Source organism: Sinanaerobacter chloroacetimidivorans, assembly GCF_018128545.1.
Classification (GTDB): domain Bacteria; phylum Bacillota; class Clostridia; order Peptostreptococcales; family Anaerovoracaceae; genus Sinanaerobacter; species Sinanaerobacter chloroacetimidivorans.
Map to the genome: position 1 here is coordinate 128476 of NZ_JAGSND010000003.1, position 26228 is coordinate 154703.

The window sequence follows — 26228 nt, forward strand, 5'->3', positions numbered from 1 at the left end:
CGCGGGGATATGGGATTGGAGAGAACACTTTGGATATAAATAGCTTTCGTAAAAACTCGCTTTGTGCGAGTTTTTTTGTTGTTCTCTATAAAAATTGAGTTTAGGCGGGGTAATATTTCTAACAAACGATTAAAAGATTACCCTCTTTTCATATTAAGATTTAAAATAAACCGACGATAATTAATAACAAGCTATCTACAAAATAAGACAAAAAAACAAATAAAGGGAGGTTTTTTGACAACTATAAATGAAATACGAAACTGTGATGATTACGTGACCGCTGCCAATAGTCGTAATACTGCGTCATCGTTATAGGCAACATTATGATTGGAGGGAAACAACATGAAATGGACATTATCCAGAAAAATCGCATTGTTTATCGGTGTTGTCATTGTAATAATATCGGTAATACTAGGTTTCGTTTCTGTTAAACTCAGCTCAGACGCAATATTAGAAGAAACAGAAGCCTCCATGCTGCAGTATGCCGCTGAAAGTGCTAATTATATTGATCTGGAGATGACGAAAAACTTAGCGGTATTAAATGAAGTGGCAAACCAGGCAGGAACAGTAACCATGGACTTCAATATTCAAAGGCAGACGCTGCTGGAAGATATTGAGAGACTGGGATATGAAAGTATGGCGGTAGTTCTGCCTGATGGAACGGCGAAAGACATCGCCAGCGGCGAAGTTCTTGACTTGGGCGACAGAGATTATATAAAGAAAGCCTTAAATGGAGAGGCAAGTACATCCGATGTGCTCATCAATAAATTGACCGGGGAGCCTGCTGTTATGGAAGCCGTACCAATTAAAGCCGGAGGAAAAGTAGTAGGTGCTTTGATCGGAAGGCGGGATGGCAATTTTCTAAGTGAAATTACCGATGAACTGGGCTTGGGTGAACGAGGGTATGCATTTATTCTGGGTCCGGACAGTACCATGTTCGCCCATCCGAAGAAAGAATATGTATTGGAACAGAAAAATGTCTTTACAGATATGGAATCCAACGGCAGCCTGGCAAGTTATGGACAGGCTTTGAAGGAGCTCGGCATAGGGAAACTTGGCATGGCAAACTATAAACTGGACGGCGAGGCCCGTCTGACCGCCATGGCACCGATTCCTGATACCGGTTGGTCATTGGGAATCGGGAATTATGAGCGTGACGTACTGAAAGGGATAACGGCATTGCAATACGCCATTCTGATCATTGCTGTTATTGTCGTTATTATTGGGATTATTGTGGCGATTATTTTGGGAAACGTCATCAGCAAGCCAATTAAAAATTTAAGAAATATGGCGGATAAACTGGCTTTGGGTGAAGTTGATCTGGCTATCAATATAACCAGCAGGGATGAAGTCGGGGATTTGCTTCATTCTTTTGATAAGATGATTGAAAATATTAAAAATCAATCGTTCATTGCTGAAAAGATTTCCAGAGGGGATCTCTCCGTAGAGGTCAATCCAAGATCCGCGAAGGATGTGCTATCGATCAGCATGAAGGGCGTGGTGGAAAATTTAAGAGCCCTGGTTTCCGAAACAAGCTTGCTGACGGCTGCCGCAATTGACGGAAATCTGGATACTCGTGGAAATGCGGGTGCTTTTCAAGGCGGGTTTAAGGAGATCGTGGAAGGGGTCAACGCGACTCTGGACGGCATTGTAACCCCTTTAAACACGGCACTCGATTACATCGAGAAGATGGCCAACGGTGAAAAACTTGACCGGTTGGAAAACAATTATAAAGGACAATACGGCGTATTGATCCACAATCTTACCCTGGTTAGAGAATCCCTATATACCTTATTGGATGAATCCGGAAAACTGACTCATGCGGCTGCCGAAGGGCAACTTTCTTACCGGGCGGATGTGAGCAAACTGAAGGGTGAATATTCCCGAATTGTAGCCGGAATCAATGAAGCGCTGGATTCCGTAGTAAAACCGCTGCAAATGGCGGCCCGATATATGGAACAGATTGGGAAAGGACAGATCCCGGAGAAAATTAATGAAACCTATTATGGAGATTTCGATGATATAAAAAGCAGTATCAATGCATGTATAGAAGGACTTGGCGGTTTGGTGGAAGGGAAAGAGGTTCTCGGAGCCATGAGTGTCAACGACTATACGGGAAGAGTTGAAAACAACTATTCCGGAATTTTTGCCGATATTGCCGCATCGATCAATGCCGTATCCGATAGAGTCAATCATACCATCGAAATTGTTCAGAATATCTCCAGGGGTGACCTGAGTGACCTGGATGGGCTGAAAGCTATCGGCAGGAGGAGTGCAAAGGATACGCTTGTGCCTTCGGTGATTATGATGATTGAGAGCATAAAATATCTGGTGGAAGAGACGACTATCCTGTCGGATGCCGCCGTAAAAGGAAGGCTGGGGACAAGAGGAGATACCGCTAAATTTAACGGGGAATACAGAAAGGTCATTGAAGGTATTAATGAAACATTGGATGCAGTGGTTGCTCCTATCGAAGAAGCTTCCTCGGTATTGAAGGAGATGGCAGCAGGCAATCTTCACGTCAGCGTAAAGGGAGATTATCAGGGAGACCATGCTGAGATTAAAAACGCCTTAAATCAGACGGTGGAAAACCTTTTGATCTATATTGGCGAAATTACCGGTGTACTATCCGAAATCAGCAGCGGCAATTTAAATCTCGCTATCACCGCTGACTACAAAGGAGACTTTGTTGAAATTAAGAATTCTCTGAATCACATCATCGTTACACTGAGTGAGGTCATGGGGGATATTCATGAAGCTGCGGAGCAAGTCGCTTCCGGATCCAGACAGGTATCAGACGGCAGTCAGGCACTATCACAGGGCTCTACGGAGCAGGCCAGTGCAATCCAACAACTGACAGGCTCCATTGCTGAAATTGCTTCTCAGACGAAACAGAATGCCGTCAATGCCAATCAAGCGAACCAGCTGGCATCGGATGCACGGGAACAGGCCGTTAAGGGTAACAGCCAGATGCAGGAAATGGTGAATTCCATGGTGGAAATCAACGAGTCTTCGGCAAATATTTCCAAGATTATAAAAGTAATTGATGATATCGCTTTCCAAACCAATATCCTTGCATTAAACGCAGCGGTAGAAGCAGCGAGAGCAGGCCAGCATGGCAAAGGGTTCGCGGTAGTAGCGGAGGAAGTCAGAAATCTGGCCGCCAGAAGTGCGGGAGCAGCCAGAGAAACAACAGAGCTTATAGAGGGATCTATTCATAAAGTGCAAATCGGTACCCAAATAGCCGATGAGACAGCGCTGGCACTGAACAAAATTGTTGAAGGAGTGGAAGAAGCAGCAAATTTGGTAAGCAATATTGCCAACGCATCAAATGAGCAGGCTACGGGAATCTCACAAATTAATAAAGGAATCGAGCAGGTAGCTCAGGTTGTTCAAAATAACTCGGCAACCGCGGAGGAAAGCGCTGCAGCAAGTGAAGAGCTTTCCGGCCAGGCGGAACTGCTGAAAGAGATGGTGGGTAGATTTAAAATCAATAAAAATGGCAAAGCATTGAAGAACCCTGAGCTGCTGATTCCCGAATATACCGTAACGAATCATTCTCCTGGAATAGGTAACGCCGGCAAATCCAGTGTTCCTAAAATCCTGCTCGGCAATGAGTCGGATAAATATTAAGATCCCTGATTTGACCGCAGTCAGTATGATATCTTAAATTATCATACTGACTGCGGTCATTATTTTCTTCATCTGGCTGCAGGCTCCCGGATGCAGGCAAACCCCTGGGCGGCTGAATAAAAAATCCATTTTAATGGAGAAAGTACCATAAATTGGCCCGAATTTTACCTTAAGTTTTCATCACGTCAGACGATATCATAGGCAAGTTGTGTATAAATACAATATTGTAATTGTTCAAAATGAACAAATTGTTTCAGTTGAATAATGGCTCAAATTTGAAGAATTTTTAAGTTTGATGCATTTTTCAAGTTGAATGATTAGAAGGAGTAATTATGAAAAAACGAATGAAAAAGGAAGGTACAATTGGTTCTAAGTTAACGACAATTCTAGTGGCCTCCATATTGGTCAGCACCATGGTAATAGGAATATTCTGCTATTATTCCTATCGTGACAACGCTATCAAGCTAACCGGCGAAAAAGCACTGGCAATAGCGGAAACCATTGCGTCAGGCATTGATGGAGACAAGTTTATTACATATGATAAAACCGGCGTGGAAGATGAATATTTCAAACAGATCAAGGCCACGATGAGCGAGATCAAAAAGAGAAACGGAGCCAGCTATGTCTATTCTATGGTGGATGCCGGCGAAAATTATAAATTGCTTATTTCCGGCTATTTAGAAGGGCAGGATCAATCCGAATGGGGATATTTGGGTTATACGGACCCGAAAAACATCTATACGGAGGATCCTCAGCTCGTTTTGAAGGATGGTGTCGGGCGTTTTACAAAACCCCAGGACTATGGTCCTCCCTTTGGCGTATCTATTACCGGGTTTGCACCCATTGTAAACTCGAAGGGTGATGTGGTAGGTCTTGTAGGCACCGATCTCCCTATGAATGAACAAAACGCAAAGATCAATCAGCTGATTCCCATTATGGCAGTGATGATCCTGGTAACGAGTGCAATCCTTTTTGCAGTATCCTATGCTTTCATCAGCAGAAACATATCCAAACCGCTGAGAAGCATCGCCCAAAAGTCCAAGGTTCTGGTAATGGGCGATACGGATGTGGAAATTGATCAGCGTCATCTTCAAAGAAAGGATGAAATTGGACTTATTGGCAGAGGCTTCCTGGAAATTGCACATAACACAAAAGAGAAGGCTGAGCTGATGAACCAGATATCTCAGGGTGATCTGACGGCAGATATCAAACCCAGATCTGAAAAAGATACGCTGTCCTACAGCATGATCACTGTGATTCAAACACTGAGAAATCTGATTCAAGAAGCAGAAATTTTAACGGAAGCGGCATCCACCGGACAATTGCAGACTCGCGGAGATGTGAAAAAGTTCAATGGCGGGTACAGACAAATTATAGAAGGCTTCAACGGAACGCTGGATGCTATCGTCGAACCGTTGAACACTGCCCTTACTTTCATAGAAAAAATGGCAAAGGGAGAGGATCTTGATCTTCTGGACAACCACTACCAGGGTGAGTATGCAAAGCTTATCGACAATCTTGATAAGGTGAGAGAATCTTTACAGACTCTGGTTGGTGAATCAGGAAAGCTTATCGAAGCTGCCGCCAACGGACAGTTGTCCTACCGGGCGGATGTGAGCAGGCTGAACGGCGGTTATGCACGTATCGTAGGCGGAATCAATGATGCCCTGGATTCTGTCATCAATCCCTTGCAGATGGCGGCGGAATATATGGAGAAAATCGGACAGGGTGAAATTCCACAGGAAATTACCGATACCTATTATGGTGATTTTAATGATATCAAAAACAGTATCAATGCATGCATTCAAGGGCTTGGAGGACTGGTAGAGGGGAAAGAGGTTCTGGAGTCTATGAGTAACAACGACTTTACAAGAAGGGTAGAGGGTGCGCATCTGGGAATCTATTCCGATATTGCAGGATCCATAAACCTGGTTTCCGAACGGATCAACGAAACGATCCATATCGTAAATAACATTGCAATGGGTGACTTCAGTGATCTGGATTCATTGAAGTCAACCGGCAAACGCAGTGATAAGGATTCCCTGACCCCTTCCATGACCATCATGATCGAAAGCATACAGTCTCTGGTGGATGAAACCACTATGCTGTCTGATGCTGCGATTGCGGGAAATCTGCAAACCAGAGGAGATGCCGGAAAATTCAATGGTGAATACGGAAAGGTCATTGAAGGGATCAACCATACCCTCAATGCTGTGATTGAACCTATAGAAGAGGCTTTGTCCGTATTAAAAGAAATGGCTCTGGGTAACCTGCAGGTATCTATGGAGGGGAATTATAAGGGAGATCATGCAGAATTAAAGAAAAATCTGAATGCCACCATCGAAAATATATCCATCTATATCCGTGAAATATCCGGAGTTCTTACGGAGATCGGAAACGGCAATCTTGACATTTCCATTACGGCAGATTACAAAGGTGATTTTGTAGAGATGAAGGATTCCCTCAACAGCATCCTTCAAAACCTGAGCGATGTTATGGGAGACATCAGTACTGCTGCCGAGCAGGTTGCTTCCGGTTCCAGACAAGTCTCGGACGGCAGTCAGGCCCTTTCTCAAGGATCCACGGAACAGGCGAGCTCCATCGAGGAGCTTACGGCCTCCATCGCAGAAATCGCATCTCAGACCAAGAAGAATGCTGTAAATGCCAATGAAGCAAATCTTCTGGCTTCCGATGCAAAAGAGCACGCCATCAGAGGCAATGACCAGATGAAGGAAATGCTTACTTCCATGGTGGAAATAAACGAATCCTCAGCGAATATTTCCAAAATCATTAAAGTGATCGACGATATCGCTTTCCAAACCAATATTCTGGCGTTAAATGCGGCAGTAGAGGCCGCCAGAGCAGGTCAGCACGGAAAAGGATTTGCGGTGGTGGCGGAAGAAGTCCGAAACCTGGCTGCAAGAAGTGCTGATGCAGCGAGAGAGACCACGGAACTCATAGAAGGTTCCATCCAGAAGGTGCAGGAGGGAACGAAGATAGCCGATGGAACAGCCTCAGCACTGAGACAAATTGTGGACGGCGTCGAAAAAGCTGCGGATCTAGTAGGTAATATTGCCAATGCTTCCAACGAGCAGGCAACCGGTATTGCCCAGATCAATAAAGGGATCGAGCAAGTTTCACAGGTGGTGCAGAATAACTCGGCCACTGCCGAAGAGAGCGCCGCCGCAAGTGAAGAATTGTCAAGCCAGGCAGAGCTGCTGAAAGAAATGGTAGGTAGGTTCCGTATCAGCAAAACCAAAGGAATTCCTGCATTAACCGGGATGGAAAAGAACCTCGGCATCACCGGCAGCAATCCTGCAGGCAGATCCGTATCTTCCGGAGATGCAGTAACTCCAAGGATTCTAATTTCTAATCACGAATTCGACAAATATTAAATCGCAACGTTACAGGCAGCCTCAATCATACTCGACTTTCACTTTGCTTATTTAAAGAATTTATAGAAAAAAAACAATATGTTTGCATTGAATTGAGCAAATATGGTAAAATAAGATAAATACTTATGAGCAGGGGAGGTTAAGGAAATGGGTATTTTTAAGAATCTCTTTGGATCGGCAAAAGGGGCGGCTGGTGAAGTAAGAGAAAGAGCAGACATGTTGAAAGAGATGGCTGAAGAAAGGGCAGGGGTTATTAAAGACAGAGCTGAAGAACTGCGTGAGAAAGCTGAAGAAACTTCCGAAATGATTATAAACAGGGCTGAAACCTTAAGAAATACAATGGAAGGCAAAGCCGAAAACGTCGTCGAGCAAATGGAGGATAAGGCTGAAGATTTGAAAGACGTTATGGAAGAAAAAGCAGAGGACTGGAAGAAAACCATAGATTAAATATAGCATCGAGTGCAGCATTTATATTGAAAGCAAACCTCCGGATTGATGCAGTAGGAATGCATGTGTTGATTTGGAGGTTTTGTTTGGGTAACAGGACGACGTAAAGCTTATAACAAAGGGAGGACAACAAGTTGTTGCAAGAGTATTTGGAAAAAAATTACAAGAACCTGGTTCAGGCACATGACTTTGCACGAATTGGCAGCTGGGAAATGGATCTTGTCAACCATAAAAACAAATGGTCAGAAGAAGCTTGCAGTATCTATGGCATAACTCCCCAGGATTATCACGGTACTTATAATGAATTTCTAAAATTTGTTCATCCGGACGATATAGAAAGTGTACATAAAACCTTGCAAAACCCATTTAAACTCCCATCTTATGATATGGAATATCGTATAATAAGAACCGATGGTGCGGTCCGGACACTGCATCAGCTTATAGAATCTACCTTTGATCAAGAAGGAAATCTTACCCATCTTTCAGGAACCATTCAAGATATCACAGAAAAAAAAGAATTACAGAAAAAACTGGGACAATCACAGGATGCCATCAGTGGGATTCAGCGTTTGTTTCAGGTTTTGGTGCAGCAATCCAGTGACGTTTTTGAGATCATTTCTCCGGACGGGACGATTCAATTTATAAGTCCTGCAGTAGAAAAGATAACTGGCTATAAACCGGAAGAAAGGATCGGAAAGAATACGTTAGAGTTTCTGGAAGAAGGCCAGAGGGCCAATTTCTCCAAAATGATGGAATACGTGCTGCAAAATCCCGATGAAAAAATAGACGGCGATTTTACCGTCAGAAATTTTGAAGGCAGAGAAGTATACCTGGCCCTGAGTATGAGTAATCAGTTGTCGGAGCCATCGATTCAGGGTATTGTAATCAACTGGCGAGACATTACGGAGAGAGTGGAAAACCAACGTGAGATCGAATACATAGCAACCCATGACGAACTGACGAAGCTGCCAAACAGAGTCTATCTGAAAAAGAAAATCAGTCAGCTTTGTAATCTGCGCGGAAAATCGAGGGACAAGAATACGTCCTTTGCTTTAATCATGCTTGATATTGACGGCTTCAAGTTTATTAATGACGCTTTAGGATATCAGTTAGGGGACCAGCTGATCATTCAGGTTGCAGAAAGACTGAGATATTTTCTTGACGACCAGTTTCTGTGCAGATATTCCGGTGATCAGTTTGCCATGATACTGGAAGAATTTCAAGGAATGGAAGAATATGAACGGGTGGCAAAGGATCTGATCGAATTGTTTCAGTATCCCTTTAAGGTGGATATGTACGAACTGGACGTAACCACCAGCATGGGAATCAGTATTTTTCCCGATGACGAGCAGTTACCGGATTCCTTAATCAATTATGCAAACATTGCACTCCTTCGGTCGAAACGAGAAGGAAAAAACAGATATGAATTTTATTCTTCCGATATCGGAATTCAGATTTATAAACAGCTTGTTCTGAGGAATGATTTGATTAAAGCTATAGAGAAGAATCAGTTCCGTGTATACTACCAACCTCAAATCAAGCTGAAATCCAATGATATATTAGCGGCGGAGGCGTTGATCCGGTGGGAACATCCCGACTGGGGACTGGTCTCTCCCAATGAATTTATCCCTTTGGCTGAAGAGACCGGCTTTATCATCAATCTGGGCAATTGGATGCTCAGGCAGGTGTGCAAAAACTATAAAGACTGGATGGATCAGGGGCTGCCGCCGATAAAGGTATCTGTCAATTATTCCAGTATACAGTTTTTTGAGAAAAACTTTGTAGAAAACATTAAAAATATTATCGATGAATATGAGTTGGATCCTCATTTTCTTATCATGGAAATTACGGAAAGCGTATTGATGAAGAATGCGGAAAAGGCTATTTCTGACATCAACCGGCTGCAGGCTCTGGGGATTCAAGTGGCGCTGGATGACTTCGGTACGGGTTTCTCGTGTCTTGCCTATTTGAATTCCTTCAATATCGACATTTTGAAAATCGATCGTTCGTTTATTAAAAACGTTTTTAAAGATGATAATAGTTCGATTATAACGCGATCTGTCATCGATCTTGCTCAGGAGCTTAAGATCAAACTGGTGGCTGAAGGAATCGAAAACTTTGATCAGTTGTCCTATTTAAGAGAACTTAACTGCTTTATGGGACAGGGATTTTTATACAGCAAGCCCGTTCCTCAGAAAGAGTTTGAGGATATTTTGAAAAAGGAGAAATGTATTCCTATCACCATTAAAGCCAAAGAGAAGCCCTCTGAAGAAAAGAGAAAGTTTTTAAGGATCAAGCTGCCGGAACTGCTGGTGGCGGAAATGACCATATTGGATATTCCAGGTGAAGAATTCAAGGTAGGAACCGCACAAATCGGAATTAAGAATATTGGGTCGGAAGGTATGTGCTTTGCATCGGACATTAAACTTCCGGTGAATCATGATCTTGTCCTGGAGTTTTCCATTCCCTGCATGAGCAGGGAGACCAAAGTAAGAGGAACCCCTGTCTGGATCAAGGAGGTAGACGACTGTATTTATGAATATGGGGTAACCTTCATCTTTGACAAGGATGAGAAAACGAACCTGGCATCCGTATTTTATTCCCTGTGCAAGGATTTATATATACAGAAATAGAAGCCGGCGGATTATATTGTTCGAACAAACAAAAAAAATCCAAAATGTTCGTGAAAAAATACAAGATGCAATCTTGACAAGATTGTAAATTTATCTTATACTGAATGCAATTCTATTAGAGAAAGACAGTGATGGAGAGAGTAAGTATTTTTCAAACGTCACAGCGATTCGAGGATGGTGGGAGCTCGATACAATTAGAAAAATTACCGAAAATCACTCCTGAGTCGCAGGCCGAAATAGCAGTAGGTTTTGACGGTTTTCCCCCGTTACAGGGAGCGCGTATGTTGGTATGCAGTAATAGGTGGTATAACGATAGCTATAGCTTTCGTCCTTTGCAGGGCGAAAGTTTTTTTATTGTAAAACTTCCGGCATATTCCTAAATACGCAAAAAGAAGGAGGTTTTACAAGATGAAAGATATCGTAGAAATTCGCTGGCACGGCCGGGGCGGCCAAGGTGCCAAGACAGCCTGTCTGCTTCTGGCAGACGTGGCTTTCAGTTCGGGAAAGCACGTACAGGGTTTTCCAGAATACGGTCCTGAGCGTATGGGCGCTCCCATAACCGCATACAACCGGATCAGCCATGACCGATGTACGGTTCATTCCAACATTTACAACCCGGATTACGTAGTGGTGGTGGATGAAACCTTGCTGACATCGGTAGATGTAACAAAAGGATTGAAAGAAGACGGCGCGATTATTATTAACAGCGATAAGAAACCGCATGAACTGAGACCCCTGTTAAGAGGGTATCAAGGAAAGGTTTATACCATTGACGCAAGAAAAATTTCCGAAGAAACTTTAGGCAGAAATTTCCCCAATACGCCCATGCTGGCTGCTGCCGTCAAGGTGAGCAATGTCGTGGATGCCGAGCATTTTATTCAGAACATGGAAGCTTCTTTCAAGCATAAGTTTGCTTCCAAACCCCATGTAGTAGCGGGAAATATGAATGCACTGAGAAAGTCTTTGGAGGAGGTAGACGCCGGATGATTAAGAAAGCTAGTGAAATTAATGAAACAACTCCCTGGCAGGAAATGACCGTAGGGGGAGAAATCTATGAAGGCGGTACTGCCGCATTGGTAAATACAGGGGATTGGAGAACCTATACCCCTGGATTTTTGGCAGAGAAATGTACCCACTGCATGTTATGTATCCCTTATTGCCCGGACAGTTCCATTCCCGTAAAGGATGGAAAACGTCAGAATTTTGATCTGATGCATTGTAAGGGCTGCGGTATCTGCTATAAAGTATGCCCTATGAAAGCTATCACGTTTGACAAGGAGGGTGCATGATGACCATACGAGATCGACTGTCTGGCAATGAGGCCGTTGCTTATGCAATGAAACAAATCAATCCGGACGTCATGGGAGCATTTCCCATTACACCGTCCACCGAAATTCCCCAATATTTTGCTACATATGTGTCCAATGGAGAAGTGGACACAGAATTCGTTGCCGTAGAATCGGAACATAGTGCCATGTCTACCTGTATTGCGGCTCAGGCTGCCGGAGGCAGAGCCATCACCGCCACATCTTCCTGCGGTATGGCACTGATGTGGGAACTGCTCTATGTCGCATCCTCCGCCAGGCTGCCTGTTACCATGGCACTGGTAAACCGCGCTTTAACCGGCCCGATCAATATCAACAACGACCATTCTGATTCCATGGGTGCAAGGGACAGCGGATGGATTCAGATCTATTCGGAAACCAATCAGGAAGCTTATGATAATTTTATCCAAGCGATGCCTATCGGTGAAAATAAAGAGGTAAGATTGCCGGTGATGGTCTGTCAGGACGGATTTATCACCAGCCATGCCGTTGAAAATATAGAGCTGCTGGAGGATGAAAAGGTAAAGGAATTTGTGGGAGAATACTGCCCGGAAAACTACCTGCTGAAAAAAGAAAATCCTCTTGCTGTTGGCCCTTATGATATCTCAAATTATTATATGGAGCATAAAAAACAGCAGGCGGAAGCCATGAAAAACGCAAAGCCTGTTATCCTTTCCGTAGCGAAAAAATTTGAAGAGCTTTCCGGAAGAAGCTACGGCTTATTCGAAGAGGTGGAAATGGATGATGCGGAGTATGCTCTGGTTATCATCGGCTCCAGTGCCGGAACAGCAAAAGAAGCCATCAGAAGGCTGAGAAAAGAAGGAAAAAAAGTCGGTTTAATTAAAATCAGAGTGTTCCGTCCATTCCCCATGGAAGAGCTGGCGAAAGCCTTAGGTCATGTCAAAGCCGTTGCGGTAATGGACAAGGCCGAAAGTTTTTCGGCCTGCGGCGGACCTTTGTTTGCTGAAGTGCGCTCTGCACTTTATGATCTGGATCATCGTCCTAAAGCCATCAACTATGTCTACGGTCTTGGCGGAAGAGATATCTGCGTAGAGGACTTTGCTTATATCTATGATCAGCTCGATGAGATTGTAAAGACCGGAAAGACAGGGGAAACCTATCGTCACATCGGACAGAGAGAATTGGGAGGTGGCAGATAATGGCTTATAGTTTAAAAAAAGAAGTAGAAAAACCGGAACGTCTGGTGGGAGGTCATCGCCTTTGCGCCGGCTGCGGTGCTTCCATTGCCGTTCGAGGTGTTTTGAGAGCTTTAAAACCCGAAGATAAAGCGGTGATTACCAATGCAACCAGTTGTCTGGAGGTATCCTCCTTTCTTTATCCCTTTACCGCCTGGCAGGATAGTTATATCCATAGTGCCTTTGAAAATGCGGGAGCAACGGCAGGCGGAGCAGAAGCTGCTTACCGTGTGCTGAAGAAGAAAGGCAAAATAGATGAAACCTTTAAATTTATTGCTTTCGGCGGTGATGGCGGTACTTATGACATCGGGCTTCAATCCCTGTCCGGAGCCATGGAACGTGGTCACGACATGGTTTACGTTTGTTATGATAACGAAGCCTATATGAATACGGGAATTCAGAGATCTTCTTCAACTCCGAGGTTTGCTGATGCCACCACGACACCGGTAGGAACTGTAATTCCGGGAAAACCTCAGAATAAAAAGGATCTGACCGCAATCATTGCAGCTCACAATATCCCTTATGCGGCACAGACCACCTTTATCAGCAACTTCAAGGATCTTCACGAAAAAGCTGAGAAAGCCATTTATACGGAGGGTCCTGCATTTTTGAACATCATGTCTCCCTGCCCCCGGGGCTGGAGATATGACCCTGAAAATCTTGCTGAAATCTGCAAAGCGGCTGTGGATACTTGCGTCTGGCCTTTATATGAAATTGAATATGGCGTTTGGAAGCTAAACTATGAGCCAAAGAAAAAGCTCCCAGTGGAAGAATTTCTGAAGCTCCAGGGCAGATTCAAGCATATGTTTAAAAAAGGAAACGAGTGGATGCTGGAAGAAGCACAGAACTATGTCGACCAAAAATGGGAAACTCTCCTGGCGCGCTGTAAATAAACAATTTGATAGAAAGCCGTATCATGCAGGAGCTGGATTTAAAGATTTGATTTTTTCTATTTACAAACTTAGACGCTTGTGTTATGATGGGAAAAATTAATGTATATTCATAAAATTGATAAATTAAGGAAAAGATAAATTTATAAATTTATCTGAGGAGAGTAACATGTTGCACGCATTTTCTGCAGTGGGATATTATTACGGAAGCTTTACTTCTTATTACGGAGGTAAGGCTATTTTGAATTTCACCGCAAGTGTGCACCATAACAATTCGTGACAGGAAAATACCTGAAAAGAATCAATGGGCTCCGTAGTGAAATTCACTGCGGGGCTTTTTTTATCGAATAGGAAATATCGAACTTTTTTTATTTTACCAAATAAGCGGAAAAATTAATGGAGGTATCAAAATGGTAGTCATATTAAAAAATAATCCCAATCAAAAGCAGTTGGATAATCTGATCCAGTGGCTGAAAAGTCTGGACATTGATATTCATATCTCTCAGGGCCGAAATACAACGATATTGGGCCTTATCGGCGACACATCCGTGGTGGATATCGACCTCATCAGTGCCTTGGATATCGTGGAAGCGGTGAGAAGAATCCAGGAACCATATAAAAATGCGAACAGAAAGTTCCATCCGGAAGACACGGTGATCGATGTCAACGGAGCAAAGATCGGAGACGGCAGCTTTCAAATTATGGCAGGGCCCTGCTCGGTGGAATCAAAGGAACAAATTTGCTCCGTCGCTGAGAGCGTAAAGAGATCCGGGGCCGGTTTGCTGAGGGGAGGCGCCTTTAAACCGCGTACTTCTCCTTATGCATTTCAGGGAATGCGGGCTGAAGGCATTGAACTGCTCCTGGAAGCAAAAGCGCTGACAGGATTGCCTATCGTGACGGAAATTATGGACTTGTCCCAGCTTCCCTTGTTTGAAGAGGTGGATGTGATACAGGTAGGAGCGAGAAATATGCAAAACTTTGAATTGCTGAAGGAGCTTGGCAGAACCAGCAAGCCGATTCTTTTAAAAAGAGGACTGGCAAACACTCTGCAGGAACTCCTGATGAGCGCCGAATATATTATGGCCGGAGGCAATGGTCAGGTAATTTTATGTGAAAGGGGTATTCGTACCTTTGAAACAGCGACGAGAAATACCCTGGATATTTCCGCCGTACCCTTGCTGAAAACGATGACACATCTTCCGATTATTGTAGATCCCAGTCATGCCACGGGACTGTCCAAACTGGTAAAACCTATGGCTATGGCGGCAGCTGCCGTAGGGGCAGACGGCATTCTCATAGAAGTGCACAACGATCCCATGCATGCTCTCTGTGACGGCCAGCAGTCATTGACCCCGGAAGCCTTCGATGATTTGGTGCAAAGTATAAGCCATATCCTGCCTTACGCATATAAAGAACAGACGAAATAAACCGCCAGGAGGAGCAGGCAGCATTGCCGAAGGATGGTAATGAATTGCCAGGAAGGAGAACGCATATGAATATCGGAATTGTCGGCTTGGGGTTGATCGGAGGGTCCGTTGCCAAAGCCATCAAACAAAATACGGAACATTCGGTATATGGAACAGATCTTAAAGAATCTGTCATCTACAAGGCCAAATTAATTGAAGCCATCGACGACAGGCTGACGGAGGAAATCCTGGGGATTTGCGATATGGTGATCATTGCCGTCTACCCCGGAGAAACCATAAAATATATAGAAGAGCATCAGAAGCTGTTCCAAAAGGGCTGCCTTGTATTGGATTGCTGCGGTGTAAAAGAAGCCGTATGCGGCAGGGTCCGATCCATTGCCGCGGAAAACGGCTTTACGTTCGTAGGGGCACATCCCATGGCAGGTGTTGAGTTTTCAGGATTTGAGCATTCCCAGAAGACTCTTTTCAGAAATGCTTCCATGATTCTGACCCCGGAAGTGGATATGACAATACAGGATATGGAAAAGCTGAAAAAATTATGGGTTTCCATTGGATTTACCAATGTGCAGATCTCCAATCCGAAGGAACATGACAGGCGTATTGCCTATACCTCTCAACTTGCCCATGTCGTTTCCAGTGCCTATATTAAAAGTCCTACAGCAGAAGATCACAAGGGTTTTTCGGCCGGAAGCTTTAAAGATTTGTCCAGGGTGGCCAAATTGAATCCCACCATGTGGACCGAGCTTTTTCTCCTGAACCGGGAGAATCTCACGGAAGAAATCAGTACCATGATACGGCATTTGGAGGAATACCGCGACGCCATTTCTCAGGGCAATGAAAAAGACCTTTGGAATCTGCTCAATGAGGGAACAGAACGAAAGATCTTAATCGATAAAAATACGAAGAAATAAAAAGGTTTAAAACCAATTTGTATTTTAAATTATTTACATTTTAACTTATTGTATTTTTATTTATTTACACTTTAAACCTTCTCTTCTTCGCTTTACTTCTTCATAAAGGAGCCGCTCTTCCTCTGAGTCCAGTGAGAACTGAGGAACGGGATGGGGTCTGCCCCCTTTATCCAGTGCAACCATGGTAAAGTATGCAGATAAAGCTCGTTTTGGCTCCGTATCCATTTCAAGATCCTCAACGTCTACATAGACGATTACCTCCATTGAGGTCCTGCCCACATATGCAATGGTTGCGGTCAAGGTAACAAGAGCTCCTACAAAAATAGGGAGATGAAATTGGAGCTCATCTACTCTGGCAGTAACCACATTGCAGCGCGCGTATTTTTTCGCTACGGCACCGGCAGCCGTGTCCATTAATTTCATTATCTCACCGCCATGTACGTTACCGGCTACGTTCGCCTGACTTGGCAGCATTACCTGACTCATGATCAATTTTGTTCTTTTTTCCATTTCGCACCTCCTATGATTCTCTTCATCCCTCTCGAAGTGCATTCCGGATTTCACTTGTAAGGGTATTTAAACTTGTAAATTTCATTATACCCTATTGTTTTGGTTAGTAAACGGATTTCCCCAGAAATGCAAGGATCAGCTCACAGGCCAGGATTCCGGTCTTGTTTCTTTCATCCAGAATCGGATTTACTTCCACCATGTCAAGGGCAAGGAGCTTGCCGGATTCCGCTACCAGCTCCGCCGCCAGGAAAGATTCCCGTACCGTCAGACCGCTGTGAACCGGCGTTCCGACTCCCGGTGCTTCCTGTGGCGTGATGGCGTCCACATCAAAGCTTACATGAATTCCTGCTGTTCCCTCCGAAGCGACAGCAATGGCTCTTTTCATGACTTCTGCCATGCCTAAGCGATCTACATCGTGGATGGAAAAGACGTGAACGCCTGCCTCTGCCAGTCTCTTTCGTTCATCCTCGTCAATATCTCTTCCGCCGACTAAAGCAACATTGTTGGTATCTATATGTGTTCTTTCCTGGGTAAAGGCAATCATTTCATCAGGCCCATATCCGCACAGGGCGGAAAGGGGCATTCCGTGCATATTTCCGCTGGGAGAACTGATATCGCTGTTGAAGTCGCCATGTGCATCCATCCAGATGACGCCTACCTTGCCATAATGCTGGGCTGTGGCGGAGATGCTTCCTGCTGCCACGCAATGGTCGCCGCCCAGAATCACCGGCAATGCATTTTCTTTTAATGACGCGACCACCTGATGATAGAGACTGGTATTTGCATCAAAGATTGGTTTGAAATTTTTCATCTTTGGATTTTCCGTATGGGCAACATCGGAAAGAATGTCGCCCTTGTCCAGCGCCTCGAAACCGAGCTCTTTCAGCTTGTCCATCAGACCTGCATAACGGATGGCCAGCGGCCCCATGTTAACGCCTCGCTTGGATGCACCCAAATCCATTTGAATTCCAATAACATGAATGTTTTCGCGTATTTTGTCCATTGTGTTCTCCTTTTCGATTAAATATATTTCCTATTTTAAACAATTCGCAAGAAAAAGTCAATTCGATGTAATTCCAAATATTTTTTGTATTATAGGAGTTAATTTTATGAAATACTATGATTTATTGTTGAAATTCGTTATAATTGACCGGGATTTAATTTTCTTTCAATAGGATATAGTATTTAAGTTTTCTTGGGGATTATGTAATGAACCCTAGTTATGTATGAACCCCATAGAATAAAGGAGAGCTTGGAAATGAATCATTTTGATGTGGTATGTATCGGTATCGTGCTTTTGGATCTTCCTTTAGGGCCGATCAAGGGTGATATTTTCAGCAGGGAGACTACCATGGTGGACCAGATACAGCTGACTACCGGCGGTGATGCAATGAATGAAGCAGTGATTTTATCCCGACTGGGCAGCCGTGTTGCACTGATAGGGCAAATCGGCCGGGACATGCAGGGAGACATCATCGTGAAACGATGTGAGGAAGAAAAGATTTATCATACAGGACTGTACCGGGATCCCGATTTTGGTACCCGCATCAATGTCGTCTTGTTTCAGGAGGATGGACAAAGATCTTTTATTAAAAATAGAAGTGCTATTTCCGGAAGCTTTCGGGAAACAGAAATCAATTTTGAATTGATGAAGGGTGCTCGGGTCGTATCTCTTGCAAGCATTTTTGCCAGCAAACTCAGGGATAAGGATATCATTTTGAAAATATTAAAGAAAGCGAAGGAGTTTCAGGCAACTACTTTTGCGGATATGGTGCCGATAACCGGCGGAGAAACCATAGAAACGATTCAGGAAGCGCTTCCTCTTTTGGATTACTTTCTTCCGAATCTGGAGGAAGCCAGAATGCTTACCGGGTTTCAGGAGCCGGATGACATTGCCGATTGCCTGTTGAATTACGGAGTAAAAACCGTCATTATAAAGTTGGGTAAAGAGGGCTGTTTTATAAAGAACAGGCAAAGCAGGTACCTTGTTCCGGGATTTCCAGCAAAAACCATAGATACCACCGGCGCGGGAGATAATTTTGCGGCAGGATTCATTTCTGCTTTCCTCGAAGGAAAGAGCCTCCGAGATGCGGGACTCTATGCCAACGGTGTGGCAGCGGTGTCAACGGAGAGCATCGGCGCCGTTTCCGGTGTTAAAAATAAAGAACAAATCGAAGTATACCTGAGAGACAACACGGAAAAACTAATCCTGAGGTGATACAATGGCTAAGCATAATAAAATAGAAGACAAAAAGACGAGCAAGAATAAAGTTGAAGGAGACGTGCCAAGAACCACGGTAAATCAAAATCTTGGACATAACGCCAAGAAGGTGGGACTTGGCCCAAATACGAACAGGTAGAAAACGGCAATCCTGTATCAGAAAAGCCTCGCGGCAGCGAGGCTTTGACGTTATATTAGTAACCTGTAGGATCTTCAATGAGTGTTGCCACCCTGAATTTATGCCTATGACCGGCATCGAAAGTTGTCAGCGATTTCAAGAAATGAACGTGTCTGTCACCAACATAAATGGCCCCTGAGGTTTCACCGCAAAATTCATGATAATGGTTGTTAAAGAAATCTGTACGGAATTTAACTTCGTGAACATGATCATAAGGACCATAGGGGATTTCCTCTCCGGACACGGTGGCAAAACGGTGCTCGTGCAGGGAATTTTGGGGCCCGGCGAGTAAAACACTGCCCTGTACCTCATGAACATGGGTTTGATATTTTGGATAAGGAGGGCAGGGGCAAGGTTTTTTACATTTTTTATAGGGATAGCCTTTAGGATCATAGCTGGCATTGGTGCTGTTATTATAATCATAGGCTTTGTTATTGTAGTCATAGACTTTGTTATTATTGTCATAGCCTTTGTTATTGTAGTCATAGACTTTGTTATTATAGTCATAGACTTTGTAGTCGTTTTTATATTCATAGCTATTGTAATCATAGCTGTTATTGTCATAATTATTATTGTCATAGTAGTAACTGTTGTTGTCATAGTTGTAGCTGTTATTGTTATACTCATTCGTCAGCATGGTGAAATACTCCTTTTATCATAAAATCATGAATGATTCTGTGATATACTATGAGGTGTATGAACAGATGGTGATAAGTTTCTGAATCTGCATGACAAAGTCGTGTTCTTTTGACATTATATGTTGTAAAACAACAATAAAAATGATATGATTGTATGGTTTGAAAAGGAGGCTAAGAATGACAGTATCACTTGTTGAATTTTTTAACCAGCTATCATCAAATCCGGCTCTGGTCATTACCACGATTTTGACTTTAGGAGTTGTATTAGTCAATGGCTGGACCGATGCACCCAATGCAATTGCCACCTGTGTTTCCACACGTTCTATGGGGCCACGAGCGGCTATTATCATGGCAGCGGTATTCAATTTCTTCGGTGTTCTCATTATGACGATGATTAACGCAACTGTAGCACAGACGATTTATAAAATGGTTGATTTTGGCGGAAATTCTGAGAATGCATTGGTGGCACTTTGCGCGGCTTTGTTTGCCATCGTAATATGGGCTACCGCAGCCTGGTGGTTTGGAATTCCCACCAGTGAAAGCCATGCTCTCATTGCGGGCATATCCGGTGCGGCCATTGCCCTGCAAGGCGGCCTTTCCGGGGTCAATCCGGCAGAATGGGTTAAAGTTCTTTATGGATTGGTGCTTTCTACCGGTCTTGGATTCGGAGTGGGATGGGTGGTAGTAAAAGCCATCGAATCTATGTGCCGAAAGATGGATAGAAGACATACTTTTGTAGTATTTAAAAATGCTCAGATTTTTGGCGGCGCCGGTATGGCATTCATGCACGGAGCACAGGATGGTCAGAAATTTATGGGAGTATTCATGTTAGGTATGTTTCTGGCGCAGGGTCAGGGAGACGTAACGGAATTTCAAATTCCCATTTGGCTTATGGTTCTCTGTTCTGTGGTTATGGCGCTGGGTACATCCATCGGCGGATATCGAATCATCAAATCCGTAGGGATGGACATGGTAAAGCTGGATAAGCATCAGGGATTTTCTGCTGATTTTGCAGCAGTTATCTGTCTCTTTACCGCGTCTGTATGGGGTCTTCCCGTCAGTACCACTCACACAAAAACCACGGCAATCATGGGTGTCGGTGCAGCAAAGAGACTTTCATCTGTAAACTGGGGAGTCGTGCGTGAAATGGTTTCCGCATGGATTTTGACTTTCCCCGGATGCGGTATTATCGGATTTTTTATGGCATTGATCTTTATGAAAATTTTCTCCTAGGGAAATAGAAAGAGCAGTGTTCGGCAATGGGTAATTGCAGGAAATTTAGATCAGAATTGTTAGATCAGAATTGTTAGATTAGAATTGTTAGATTAGAATTGTTAGATTAGAATTGTTAGATTAGAATTGTTAGATTAGAATTGTATGGAATTTAGATTTGGATTGTAGAAATTTTGTAAGAAAATGAATTGTATGAAACTTGTATGAGAAATGTATGAAATGTCAATGTCCTGACAATTAGTAGAAAGGAAATCATTTATGGCAATTAAAAAAGATGATAATTACTTTGGCACATTTGTAGATTTGGTAAAGTATTCCTGTGATGCTGCAGCTTTGCTGAGTGAGATCATGAATAATTTCAATGCGGATGAGCTGGAAGATAAAATGAAGCAAATGCACAATATCGAGCATGCAGGAGATGTGGAAAGACATATCATGATGAAAAAGCTCGCTCGTGAATTCATCACCCCTATTGAACGGGAAGATATTGTTGCTATGGCAGATGCCATCGACAATGTTACCGATACCATCGAAGATGTTCTGATGCGTATGTACATGTTCAATATCACCTCCATGAGAGAAGATGCTTTAAAAATGGCGGATATTATCGTAAAGTGCTGCCATGCATTAGAGCAGGCTTTGAAGGAGTTTTACAACTTCAGAAAATCCCAGACTCTGCATAGTCTGATTATAGAGATCAATCGCATGGAGGAAGAAGGAGACGAATTATTCATGAAGGCTACCAGAAACCTTTATGTTCATAGTAAAGATCCTGTTGAGACATTTGCCTGGGGGCAGACGCTGCATTACATGGAAAAATGCTGTGATGCCTGTGAGGATGTCTCCGATGTAATCGAAAGTGTCATGATGAAGAACTCCTAAGGGGTTCTTTCTTCTTTTAGAAACGTTTTATCAATTTGACCGGATGAGAAAAGGAGTTTCAATATGCAAAGAGCTGATAACAGAAAATTTGATGAAATGAGAAAAGTAAAAATTACCAATCAGTATTTGATGCATGCCGAGGGTTCGGTGCTGATCGAGATGGGAAACACGAAAGTAATCTGTACCGCCTCGGTGGAAGACAAAACCGCCCAACATCTGAAAGGGACCGGCAGAGGATGGGTCACTGCTGAGTATGGGATGCTTCCTAGATCCACAGGAACCAGAAAGCAGAGAGATGCCAGCCGGGGAAAAATAGACGGAAGGACCATGGAGATCCAGAGGCTCATCGGCAGATCTCTCCGTTCCGTGACCGATCTGGATAAGTTGGGGGAAAGAACCATCTGGATCGACTGTGATGTGATCCAGGCGGATGGCGGAACCAGAACGGCATCCATAACCGGTGCTTTTATTGCTATGGCGGAGGCTATGAAATGGATGAAGGACAAGGGGATGATTTCCTCCATTCCGGTGAAAAGCTTTGTATCGGCCGTCAGCGTAGGAATTGTGGGGAATGAAATTTTGCTGGATCTCCCCTATGAGGAGGACTCTTCAGCTAAGGTGGATATGAATGTCGTGATGACGGATAAAGGCGAGTATATAGAGGTTCAGGGTACCGGAGAGGATTCTCCCTTTCAGTCTGAAGAATTATTCAAGATGCTTGCACTGGCAGAAAAAGGCTGTAAAGAACTCAACCTTCTGCAGAAAGAAATAATCGGTGATTTGGAATAGTCAACCGGGGAGGATAAAATGATCGTAGTAGCTGCAACGCAAAATAAGCATAAGATTGAAGAAATTCAAGCCATAACCAGGGAATTCGGCATGGATATTATATCCAGAGGAGACGCAGGAATTCCAGAGGTGGAAATTGTCGAAGATGGCAGTACTTTTGAAGAAAATTCTGAGAAAAAAGCAAGAGAAATAATGGAACTTTGTGGTAAAATTACCATAGCAGACGATTCGGGTCTGATGGTAAATGCTTTAGGGGGAGCGCCTGGAGTCTACTCTGCAAGATTTGCAGGAGAAGAGGCGGACGATAAGAAGAATAATGAAAAGCTGTTGTACCTTCTGGAGGATGTCCCGCCGGAAGCCCGAAGCGCACAGTTTGTTTCCGTCATTACCATGGTTTATCCTGACGGCCGCAAGATTGTTGCAAGAGGAGAGTGCCCAGGGCATATAATCTATGAACCAAAAGGAGAGAATGGTTTTGGTTATGACCCCTTATTTGTTCCGGAAGGTCATGAACGGACCTTTGCTGAGCTTACTTCTGAAGAAAAGAATCAAATAAGCCATAGAGCCCAGGCACTTCTAAATCTTAGAAAGCAATTGATAGAAAGGGAAAAATGAGCAGAAAAAGATTTCGAAGAATGATATTTATGATTATAAAACGAATGTCAGAGCCGTACTACCAGGGAGTAGCGGCAGAACTGGCATTCTTCTTTCTGATGTCATTGGTGCCTATTGCAATTATTTTAGGTGAATTGCTGGGGGTATTCTCCATCTCCATGAGCGTGATCCATGAACTGCTGTCCGAGTATGTATCTCCGGAAATTGCAAAAAGTCTATCCACTTATTTATCTTATACCCCGTCAGGAACCATCAGTGTTTTGTTTATTCTGTTCTCCCTATGGGCTGCTTCCAAAGCACAATTTTCCATGATGAGAATTTCCAATTATTCCTTTACCGGCCATCCGTCGGGAAGAGGGTATTTCAGAGAAAGGTTTCGGGCCATCAAAACCATTGTATTTACATTGTTTACTCTCGTATTCAGCTTGCTGATTCTCGTCTACGGGGAATTGATCATAAAAGTGTTCAGCGCGTATGTGACGGATTTCCTCGGACTGACGTTCTCCTTTGATGAAGCCTGGTATCTTTTAAGATGGCCTTTTGCTATGGCCCTGTACTTCTTTATGGTCAGCTATAACTATTATGTATTGCCGACAGAGCGGATTCCCTTTAAAAAAATATTGCCGGGAAGCATTCTCGCCTCCGGCGGAATGCTCCTGGCAACTTGGATCTACTCCTATTACGCTTCTGTTTTTGCCAACTATGATCTTCTCTACGGAAGTTTGGCTGCCATTGTCGCCCTGCTGTTTTGGTTCTATATTCTGGGCTATATTTTGGTCATCGGGATCCAGGTCAATGTTGTCTGGGATCAGGCAAAATAATCTTATTGAATCACACGAACCGCTATGATGCCCTTTACGTTAAGGGCTTTTTTCAGTTCTTCTTCATCCACTTCGGAGTCAATATCAATAAGGGTATAGGCCAGATCCCCCTTACTTCTGTTCAGAAGGTCGCTGATATTGATGTTCCTTTCTGCCAGAATTCCTGTAATTTTTCCAAGCATGGACGGAATGTTCTGGTTCAGAACGGCAATTCTTCCCATGGAAGTGCAGACTCCGAGGTTGCAGGTAGGGAAGTTGACTGAATTGGTAATATTCCCGTTTTCCAGATAATCCATGATTTGGTCTACCGCCATTCTTGCACAGTTTTCTTCGGATTCTTCTGTGGAGGCACCAAGATGCGGAATACAGATGGCATCCTCAACGCATACGATTTTATCGGTAGGGAAATCCGTTACATATTTTCGAAGTTTACCGCTATCCAGGGCTTTTAGGACATCTTCCTCATTGACGATCTGGTCTCTGGAGAAATTTAGAAGACATACGCCTTCTTTCATCATATTTAAACGCTTTTCATTAATTAATTCTTTGGTGTTTTCCATAAAAGGAACGTGGATCGTAATATAATCACATTTCGGCAGAATGAGATCCAACGCTTCGTAAAGATCAACGGAGCTGGAAAGCTCATGGGCTGACTGTACCGACATGTAGGGGTCAAAACCGATAACATCCATACCGAGGTCTTTGGCGGCATTGGCCACCATGACGCCGATGGCACCAAGTCCGATGACACCCAGAGTTTTTCCTTTGATTTCATGTCCGGCAAATTGAGATTTGTTTTTTTCTACGGTTTTGGGTACATTTTCCGTCAGTGTTTTGGTCCAGGCAATGGCACTGTTCAGGTTTCTGGCGGACATGAGGATGCTGGTGAGGACAAGTTCTTTTACCGCATTGGCGTTGGCTCCAGGCGTATTGAAAACCACGATGCCCTTTTCAGAACATTTCTCGATGGGTATATTGTTTACTCCTGCACCTGCTCTTGCAATGGCCAGCAGATTTTCCGGCAGTTCCATATTGTGCATATCCTGGCTTCGTAACAATATGCCGTCTGCTGCAGCTGAATCTTCCACGATAGTATATTTATCACTAAAGCGTTCAAGTCCTTTTGACGAGATCTTATTTAAAGTAGCTATTTTATACATCTTTCCTCCTATTTCTTCTGATAAATTGAACTGATAAATTTTTTTTATAAGTCCTAATTTTTTTTATATACAGTGATTATAGCACTTTACCAGTATGTCGTAAAGTGTTATAATTAAGGGATATTAAACAAAATAACAATTTTGATAATTATATATTAAAATTATTTGGAGGTGAAAAAAATAATGAAAAAAGCAGAAAGAGTATACAACTTTTCAGCAGGTCCCTCCATGCTTCCTTTAGAGGTAATGGAACAAGCTGCAGAACAATTGACAAATTATGGTGGCTGCGGCATGTCCGTTATGGAAATGAGTCATCGATCCAGTGAGTTTGAAGAAATTCTACATTCGGCTGAAAAAAATCTGAGAGATATTATGAATATACCTGATCATTATAAGGTTTTATTTATTCAGGGCGGAGCCACTCTTCAATTCTCGATGATCCCTATGAATTTATTAAGGAATTCAAAAAAAGCGGATTATATTGTAACGGGTGCATGGGCAAAAAAGGCTGCTGAAGAAGCAAAAAAATTTGGAGATATAAAAATCGTTGCCTCTTCTGAGGAAAGCGTTTTTAGCTATATCCCGGAAGTGAAAAAAGAAGAATTCAGAGAAGATGCGGATTATGTTCACATCACCATGAACAATACGATTTATGGAACAAAATTCCCTTACATTCCGGATACGGGAGAGATACCCCTTGTGGCTGATTTCTCTTCCTGTATTTTATCGGAAACAGTTGACGTTTCAAAATTTGCTCTGATTTATGCGGGGGCACAGAAAAATATCGGTCCTGCAGGCGTCGTCATCGTGATCATTCGTGAAGATCTCATCGGTCATGCTTCGGCTGATATTCCGGTGTACCTTGACTATAAAATTCATGCGGATAATGAATCCATGTACAATACGCCTCCGACTTTCGGTATCTATATGGCCGGAGAAGTATTTAAGAACATCGTTCGTCTGGGCGGAGTGCCGGCACTGGAAAAAATCAACAGGGAGAAAGCAAAGAAGCTTTACGATTATATTGATCAGAGTGCGCTTTACAGCTGCCCTGTGGTTCCAAAAGATCGATCTTTAATGAATGTTGTCTTTGTAACGGGGAATACTGATCTTGATAAGAAGTTTACCAAGGAAGCAAAGGCAGCAGGGCTTCACAATCTGGGAGGGCACCGATCCATCGGTGGTATGAGAGCCAGCATCTACAACGCCATGCCTATGGAGGGTGTAGATACACTAATCGAATTTATGAAGAAGTTCGAAGCGGAAAATAAGTAAATTACACAAAATTATCACAAAAGAAGTGCTTTCTTATGATATCATTAGA

Annotated in this window: 20 protein-coding genes and 1 pseudogene; 17 read left to right on the forward strand and 4 right to left on the reverse strand. The window is 43.4% G+C overall.

All coding sequences use genetic code 11. The annotated features are described in order from the left end of the window. Positions 1 to 342: 342 nt before the first annotated feature. The 10 genes from KCX82_RS06030 (at position 343) to KCX82_RS06075 (ending at position 15857) form a co-directional block, all read left to right on the forward strand. On the forward strand, positions 343 to 3633 hold the full coding sequence (locus KCX82_RS06030) for a methyl-accepting chemotaxis protein (protein WP_227017547.1): 3291 nt from the start codon (positions 343 to 345) through the stop codon (positions 3631 to 3633). A gap of 332 nt (positions 3634 to 3965) precedes the next feature. After that, positions 3966 to 7028: a methyl-accepting chemotaxis protein gene (locus KCX82_RS06035; protein WP_227017548.1), complete on the forward strand. Its 3063-nt coding sequence runs from the start codon at positions 3966 to 3968 to the stop codon at positions 7026 to 7028. Between the two features lie 147 nt (positions 7029 to 7175). After that, the gene (locus tag KCX82_RS06040; RefSeq protein ID WP_227017549.1) at positions 7176 to 7475 is read left to right on the forward strand and encodes a hypothetical protein; all 300 of its coding nucleotides are present in this window, start codon (positions 7176 to 7178) and stop codon (positions 7473 to 7475) included. A gap of 134 nt (positions 7476 to 7609) precedes the next feature. After that, a complete protein-coding gene (locus KCX82_RS06045; protein ID WP_227017550.1) occupies positions 7610 to 10108 on the forward strand; it encodes a sensor domain-containing protein in 2499 nt (832 codons plus the stop codon). Positions 10109 to 10516: 408 nt separating this feature from the next. Then, the gene (locus tag KCX82_RS06050; protein ID WP_227017551.1) at positions 10517 to 11095 is read left to right on the forward strand and encodes a 2-oxoacid:acceptor oxidoreductase family protein; all 579 of its coding nucleotides are present in this window, start codon (positions 10517 to 10519) and stop codon (positions 11093 to 11095) included. After that, positions 11092 to 11397 carry a 4Fe-4S binding protein gene (locus tag KCX82_RS06055; protein ID WP_227017552.1) on the forward strand — a complete coding sequence of 102 codons (306 nt, stop codon included), beginning with the start codon at positions 11092 to 11094 and terminating at the stop codon, positions 11395 to 11397. Before KCX82_RS06050 ends, KCX82_RS06055 begins: the two co-directional genes overlap by 4 nt. Then, positions 11394 to 12593: a phenylglyoxylate dehydrogenase gene (locus KCX82_RS06060; RefSeq protein WP_465250623.1), complete on the forward strand. Its 1200-nt coding sequence runs from the start codon at positions 11394 to 11396 to the stop codon at positions 12591 to 12593. Before KCX82_RS06055 ends, KCX82_RS06060 begins: the two co-directional genes overlap by 4 nt. Continuing rightward, complete coding sequence (locus tag KCX82_RS06065; RefSeq protein ID WP_227017553.1) at positions 12593 to 13522, forward strand: thiamine pyrophosphate-dependent enzyme; 930 nt, start codon at positions 12593 to 12595, stop codon at positions 13520 to 13522. The genes KCX82_RS06060 and KCX82_RS06065 overlap by 1 nt, the downstream gene beginning before the upstream one ends. A gap of 407 nt (positions 13523 to 13929) precedes the next feature. Then, the gene (aroF, locus tag KCX82_RS06070; protein WP_227017554.1) at positions 13930 to 14946 is read left to right on the forward strand and encodes a 3-deoxy-7-phosphoheptulonate synthase; all 1017 of its coding nucleotides are present in this window, start codon (positions 13930 to 13932) and stop codon (positions 14944 to 14946) included. Positions 14947 to 15011: 65 nt separating this feature from the next. Then, positions 15012 to 15857 (forward strand): prephenate dehydrogenase, encoded by an 846-nt coding sequence (locus KCX82_RS06075; RefSeq protein WP_227017555.1) that lies wholly within the window; start codon positions 15012 to 15014, stop codon positions 15855 to 15857. Positions 15858 to 15917: 60 nt separating this feature from the next. Here the strand turns inward: KCX82_RS06075 and KCX82_RS06080 are convergent, their stop codons facing one another. Together KCX82_RS06080 and rocF are read right to left on the reverse strand one after the other, a co-directional pair. After that, positions 15918 to 16367, reverse strand: a complete 450-nt coding sequence (locus KCX82_RS06080; RefSeq protein ID WP_227017556.1) for an acyl-CoA thioesterase — start codon at positions 16365 to 16367, stop codon at positions 15918 to 15920. A 103-nt stretch (positions 16368 to 16470) separates the two neighbouring features. Then, positions 16471 to 17370: an arginase gene (gene rocF / locus KCX82_RS06085; protein ID WP_227017557.1), complete on the reverse strand. Its 900-nt coding sequence runs from the start codon at positions 17368 to 17370 to the stop codon at positions 16471 to 16473. A gap of 255 nt (positions 17371 to 17625) precedes the next feature. Between rocF and KCX82_RS06090 the strand changes: the two genes are divergently transcribed. After that, on the forward strand, positions 17626 to 18585 hold the full coding sequence (locus KCX82_RS06090; protein ID WP_227017558.1) for a carbohydrate kinase family protein: 960 nt from the start codon (positions 17626 to 17628) through the stop codon (positions 18583 to 18585). Positions 18586 to 18589: 4 nt separating this feature from the next. Then, positions 18590 to 18727 carry a hypothetical protein gene (locus KCX82_RS06095; protein WP_227017559.1) on the forward strand — a complete coding sequence of 46 codons (138 nt, stop codon included), beginning with the start codon at positions 18590 to 18592 and terminating at the stop codon, positions 18725 to 18727. Positions 18728 to 18782: 55 nt separating this feature from the next. Here KCX82_RS06095 and KCX82_RS23125 read toward each other — a convergent pair whose 3' ends face one another. Next, positions 18783 to 19403 (reverse strand): YmaF family protein, encoded by a 621-nt coding sequence (locus KCX82_RS23125; RefSeq protein ID WP_319633335.1) that lies wholly within the window; start codon positions 19401 to 19403, stop codon positions 18783 to 18785. Between the two features lie 178 nt (positions 19404 to 19581). On the opposite strand from KCX82_RS23125, the gene KCX82_RS06105 reads away from it, so the two are divergent. From KCX82_RS06105 to KCX82_RS06125, 4 genes and pseudogenes are all read left to right on the forward strand, one after another. Next, on the forward strand, positions 19582 to 20637 hold the full coding sequence (locus KCX82_RS06105) for an inorganic phosphate transporter (protein WP_227017560.1): 1056 nt from the start codon (positions 19582 to 19584) through the stop codon (positions 20635 to 20637). Between the two features lie 258 nt (positions 20638 to 20895). Beyond that, complete coding sequence (locus KCX82_RS06110) at positions 20896 to 21519, forward strand: DUF47 domain-containing protein (protein WP_227017561.1); 624 nt, start codon at positions 20896 to 20898, stop codon at positions 21517 to 21519. Positions 21520 to 21582: 63 nt separating this feature from the next. After that, positions 21583 to 22923, forward strand: a pseudogene (rph, locus tag KCX82_RS23340) (ribonuclease PH). A 29-nt stretch (positions 22924 to 22952) separates the two neighbouring features. Continuing rightward, positions 22953 to 23744 carry a YihY/virulence factor BrkB family protein gene (locus tag KCX82_RS06125; protein ID WP_227017564.1) on the forward strand — a complete coding sequence of 264 codons (792 nt, stop codon included), beginning with the start codon at positions 22953 to 22955 and terminating at the stop codon, positions 23742 to 23744. 2 nt (positions 23745 to 23746) lie between these two features. Here the strand turns inward: KCX82_RS06125 and KCX82_RS06130 are convergent, their stop codons facing one another. Next, positions 23747 to 24904 (reverse strand): phosphoglycerate dehydrogenase, encoded by a 1158-nt coding sequence (locus KCX82_RS06130; protein WP_227017565.1) that lies wholly within the window; start codon positions 24902 to 24904, stop codon positions 23747 to 23749. Between the two features lie 183 nt (positions 24905 to 25087). Here KCX82_RS06130 and serC point away from each other — a divergent pair, with 183 nt between their 5' ends. Beyond that, positions 25088 to 26179 carry a 3-phosphoserine/phosphohydroxythreonine transaminase gene (gene serC, locus KCX82_RS06135; protein WP_227017566.1) on the forward strand — a complete coding sequence of 364 codons (1092 nt, stop codon included), beginning with the start codon at positions 25088 to 25090 and terminating at the stop codon, positions 26177 to 26179. Positions 26180 to 26228: the final 49 nt, after the last annotated feature.

What these genes read in the sequence shown, in the direction of transcription:
- KCX82_RS06030 (WP_227017547.1), top strand. Translation starts at nt 343, where the DNA reads ATGAAATGGACATTATCCAGAAAAATCGCATTGTTTATCGGTGTTGTC.
- KCX82_RS06035 (WP_227017548.1), top strand. Translation starts at nt 3,966, where the DNA reads ATGAAAAAACGAATGAAAAAGGAAGGTACAATTGGTTCTAAGTTAACG.
- KCX82_RS06040 (WP_227017549.1), top strand. Translation starts at nt 7,176, where the DNA reads ATGGGTATTTTTAAGAATCTCTTTGGATCGGCAAAAGGGGCGGCTGGT.
- KCX82_RS06050 (WP_227017551.1), top strand. Translation starts at nt 10,517, where the DNA reads ATGAAAGATATCGTAGAAATTCGCTGGCACGGCCGGGGCGGCCAAGGT.
- KCX82_RS06055 (WP_227017552.1), top strand. Translation starts at nt 11,092, where the DNA reads ATGATTAAGAAAGCTAGTGAAATTAATGAAACAACTCCCTGGCAGGAA.
- KCX82_RS06060 (WP_465250623.1), top strand. Translation starts at nt 11,394, where the DNA reads ATGATGACCATACGAGATCGACTGTCTGGCAATGAGGCCGTTGCTTAT.
- KCX82_RS06065 (WP_227017553.1), top strand. Translation starts at nt 12,593, where the DNA reads ATGGCTTATAGTTTAAAAAAAGAAGTAGAAAAACCGGAACGTCTGGTG.
- aroF (WP_227017554.1), top strand. Translation starts at nt 13,930, where the DNA reads ATGGTAGTCATATTAAAAAATAATCCCAATCAAAAGCAGTTGGATAAT.
- KCX82_RS06075 (WP_227017555.1), top strand. Translation starts at nt 15,012, where the DNA reads ATGAATATCGGAATTGTCGGCTTGGGGTTGATCGGAGGGTCCGTTGCC.
- KCX82_RS06080 (WP_227017556.1), bottom strand. Translation starts at nt 16,367, where the DNA reads ATGGAAAAAAGAACAAAATTGATCATGAGTCAGGTAATGCTGCCAAGT.
- rocF (WP_227017557.1), bottom strand. Translation starts at nt 17,370, where the DNA reads ATGGACAAAATACGCGAAAACATTCATGTTATTGGAATTCAAATGGAT.
- KCX82_RS06090 (WP_227017558.1), top strand. Translation starts at nt 17,626, where the DNA reads ATGAATCATTTTGATGTGGTATGTATCGGTATCGTGCTTTTGGATCTT.
- KCX82_RS06095 (WP_227017559.1), top strand. Translation starts at nt 18,590, where the DNA reads ATGGCTAAGCATAATAAAATAGAAGACAAAAAGACGAGCAAGAATAAA.
- KCX82_RS23125 (WP_319633335.1), bottom strand. Translation starts at nt 19,403, where the DNA reads ATGCTGACGAATGAGTATAACAATAACAGCTACAACTATGACAACAAC.
- KCX82_RS06105 (WP_227017560.1), top strand. Translation starts at nt 19,582, where the DNA reads ATGACAGTATCACTTGTTGAATTTTTTAACCAGCTATCATCAAATCCG.
- KCX82_RS06110 (WP_227017561.1), top strand. Translation starts at nt 20,896, where the DNA reads ATGGCAATTAAAAAAGATGATAATTACTTTGGCACATTTGTAGATTTG.
- KCX82_RS06125 (WP_227017564.1), top strand. Translation starts at nt 22,953, where the DNA reads ATGATTATAAAACGAATGTCAGAGCCGTACTACCAGGGAGTAGCGGCA.
- KCX82_RS06130 (WP_227017565.1), bottom strand. Translation starts at nt 24,904, where the DNA reads ATGTATAAAATAGCTACTTTAAATAAGATCTCGTCAAAAGGACTTGAA.
- serC (WP_227017566.1), top strand. Translation starts at nt 25,088, where the DNA reads ATGAAAAAAGCAGAAAGAGTATACAACTTTTCAGCAGGTCCCTCCATG.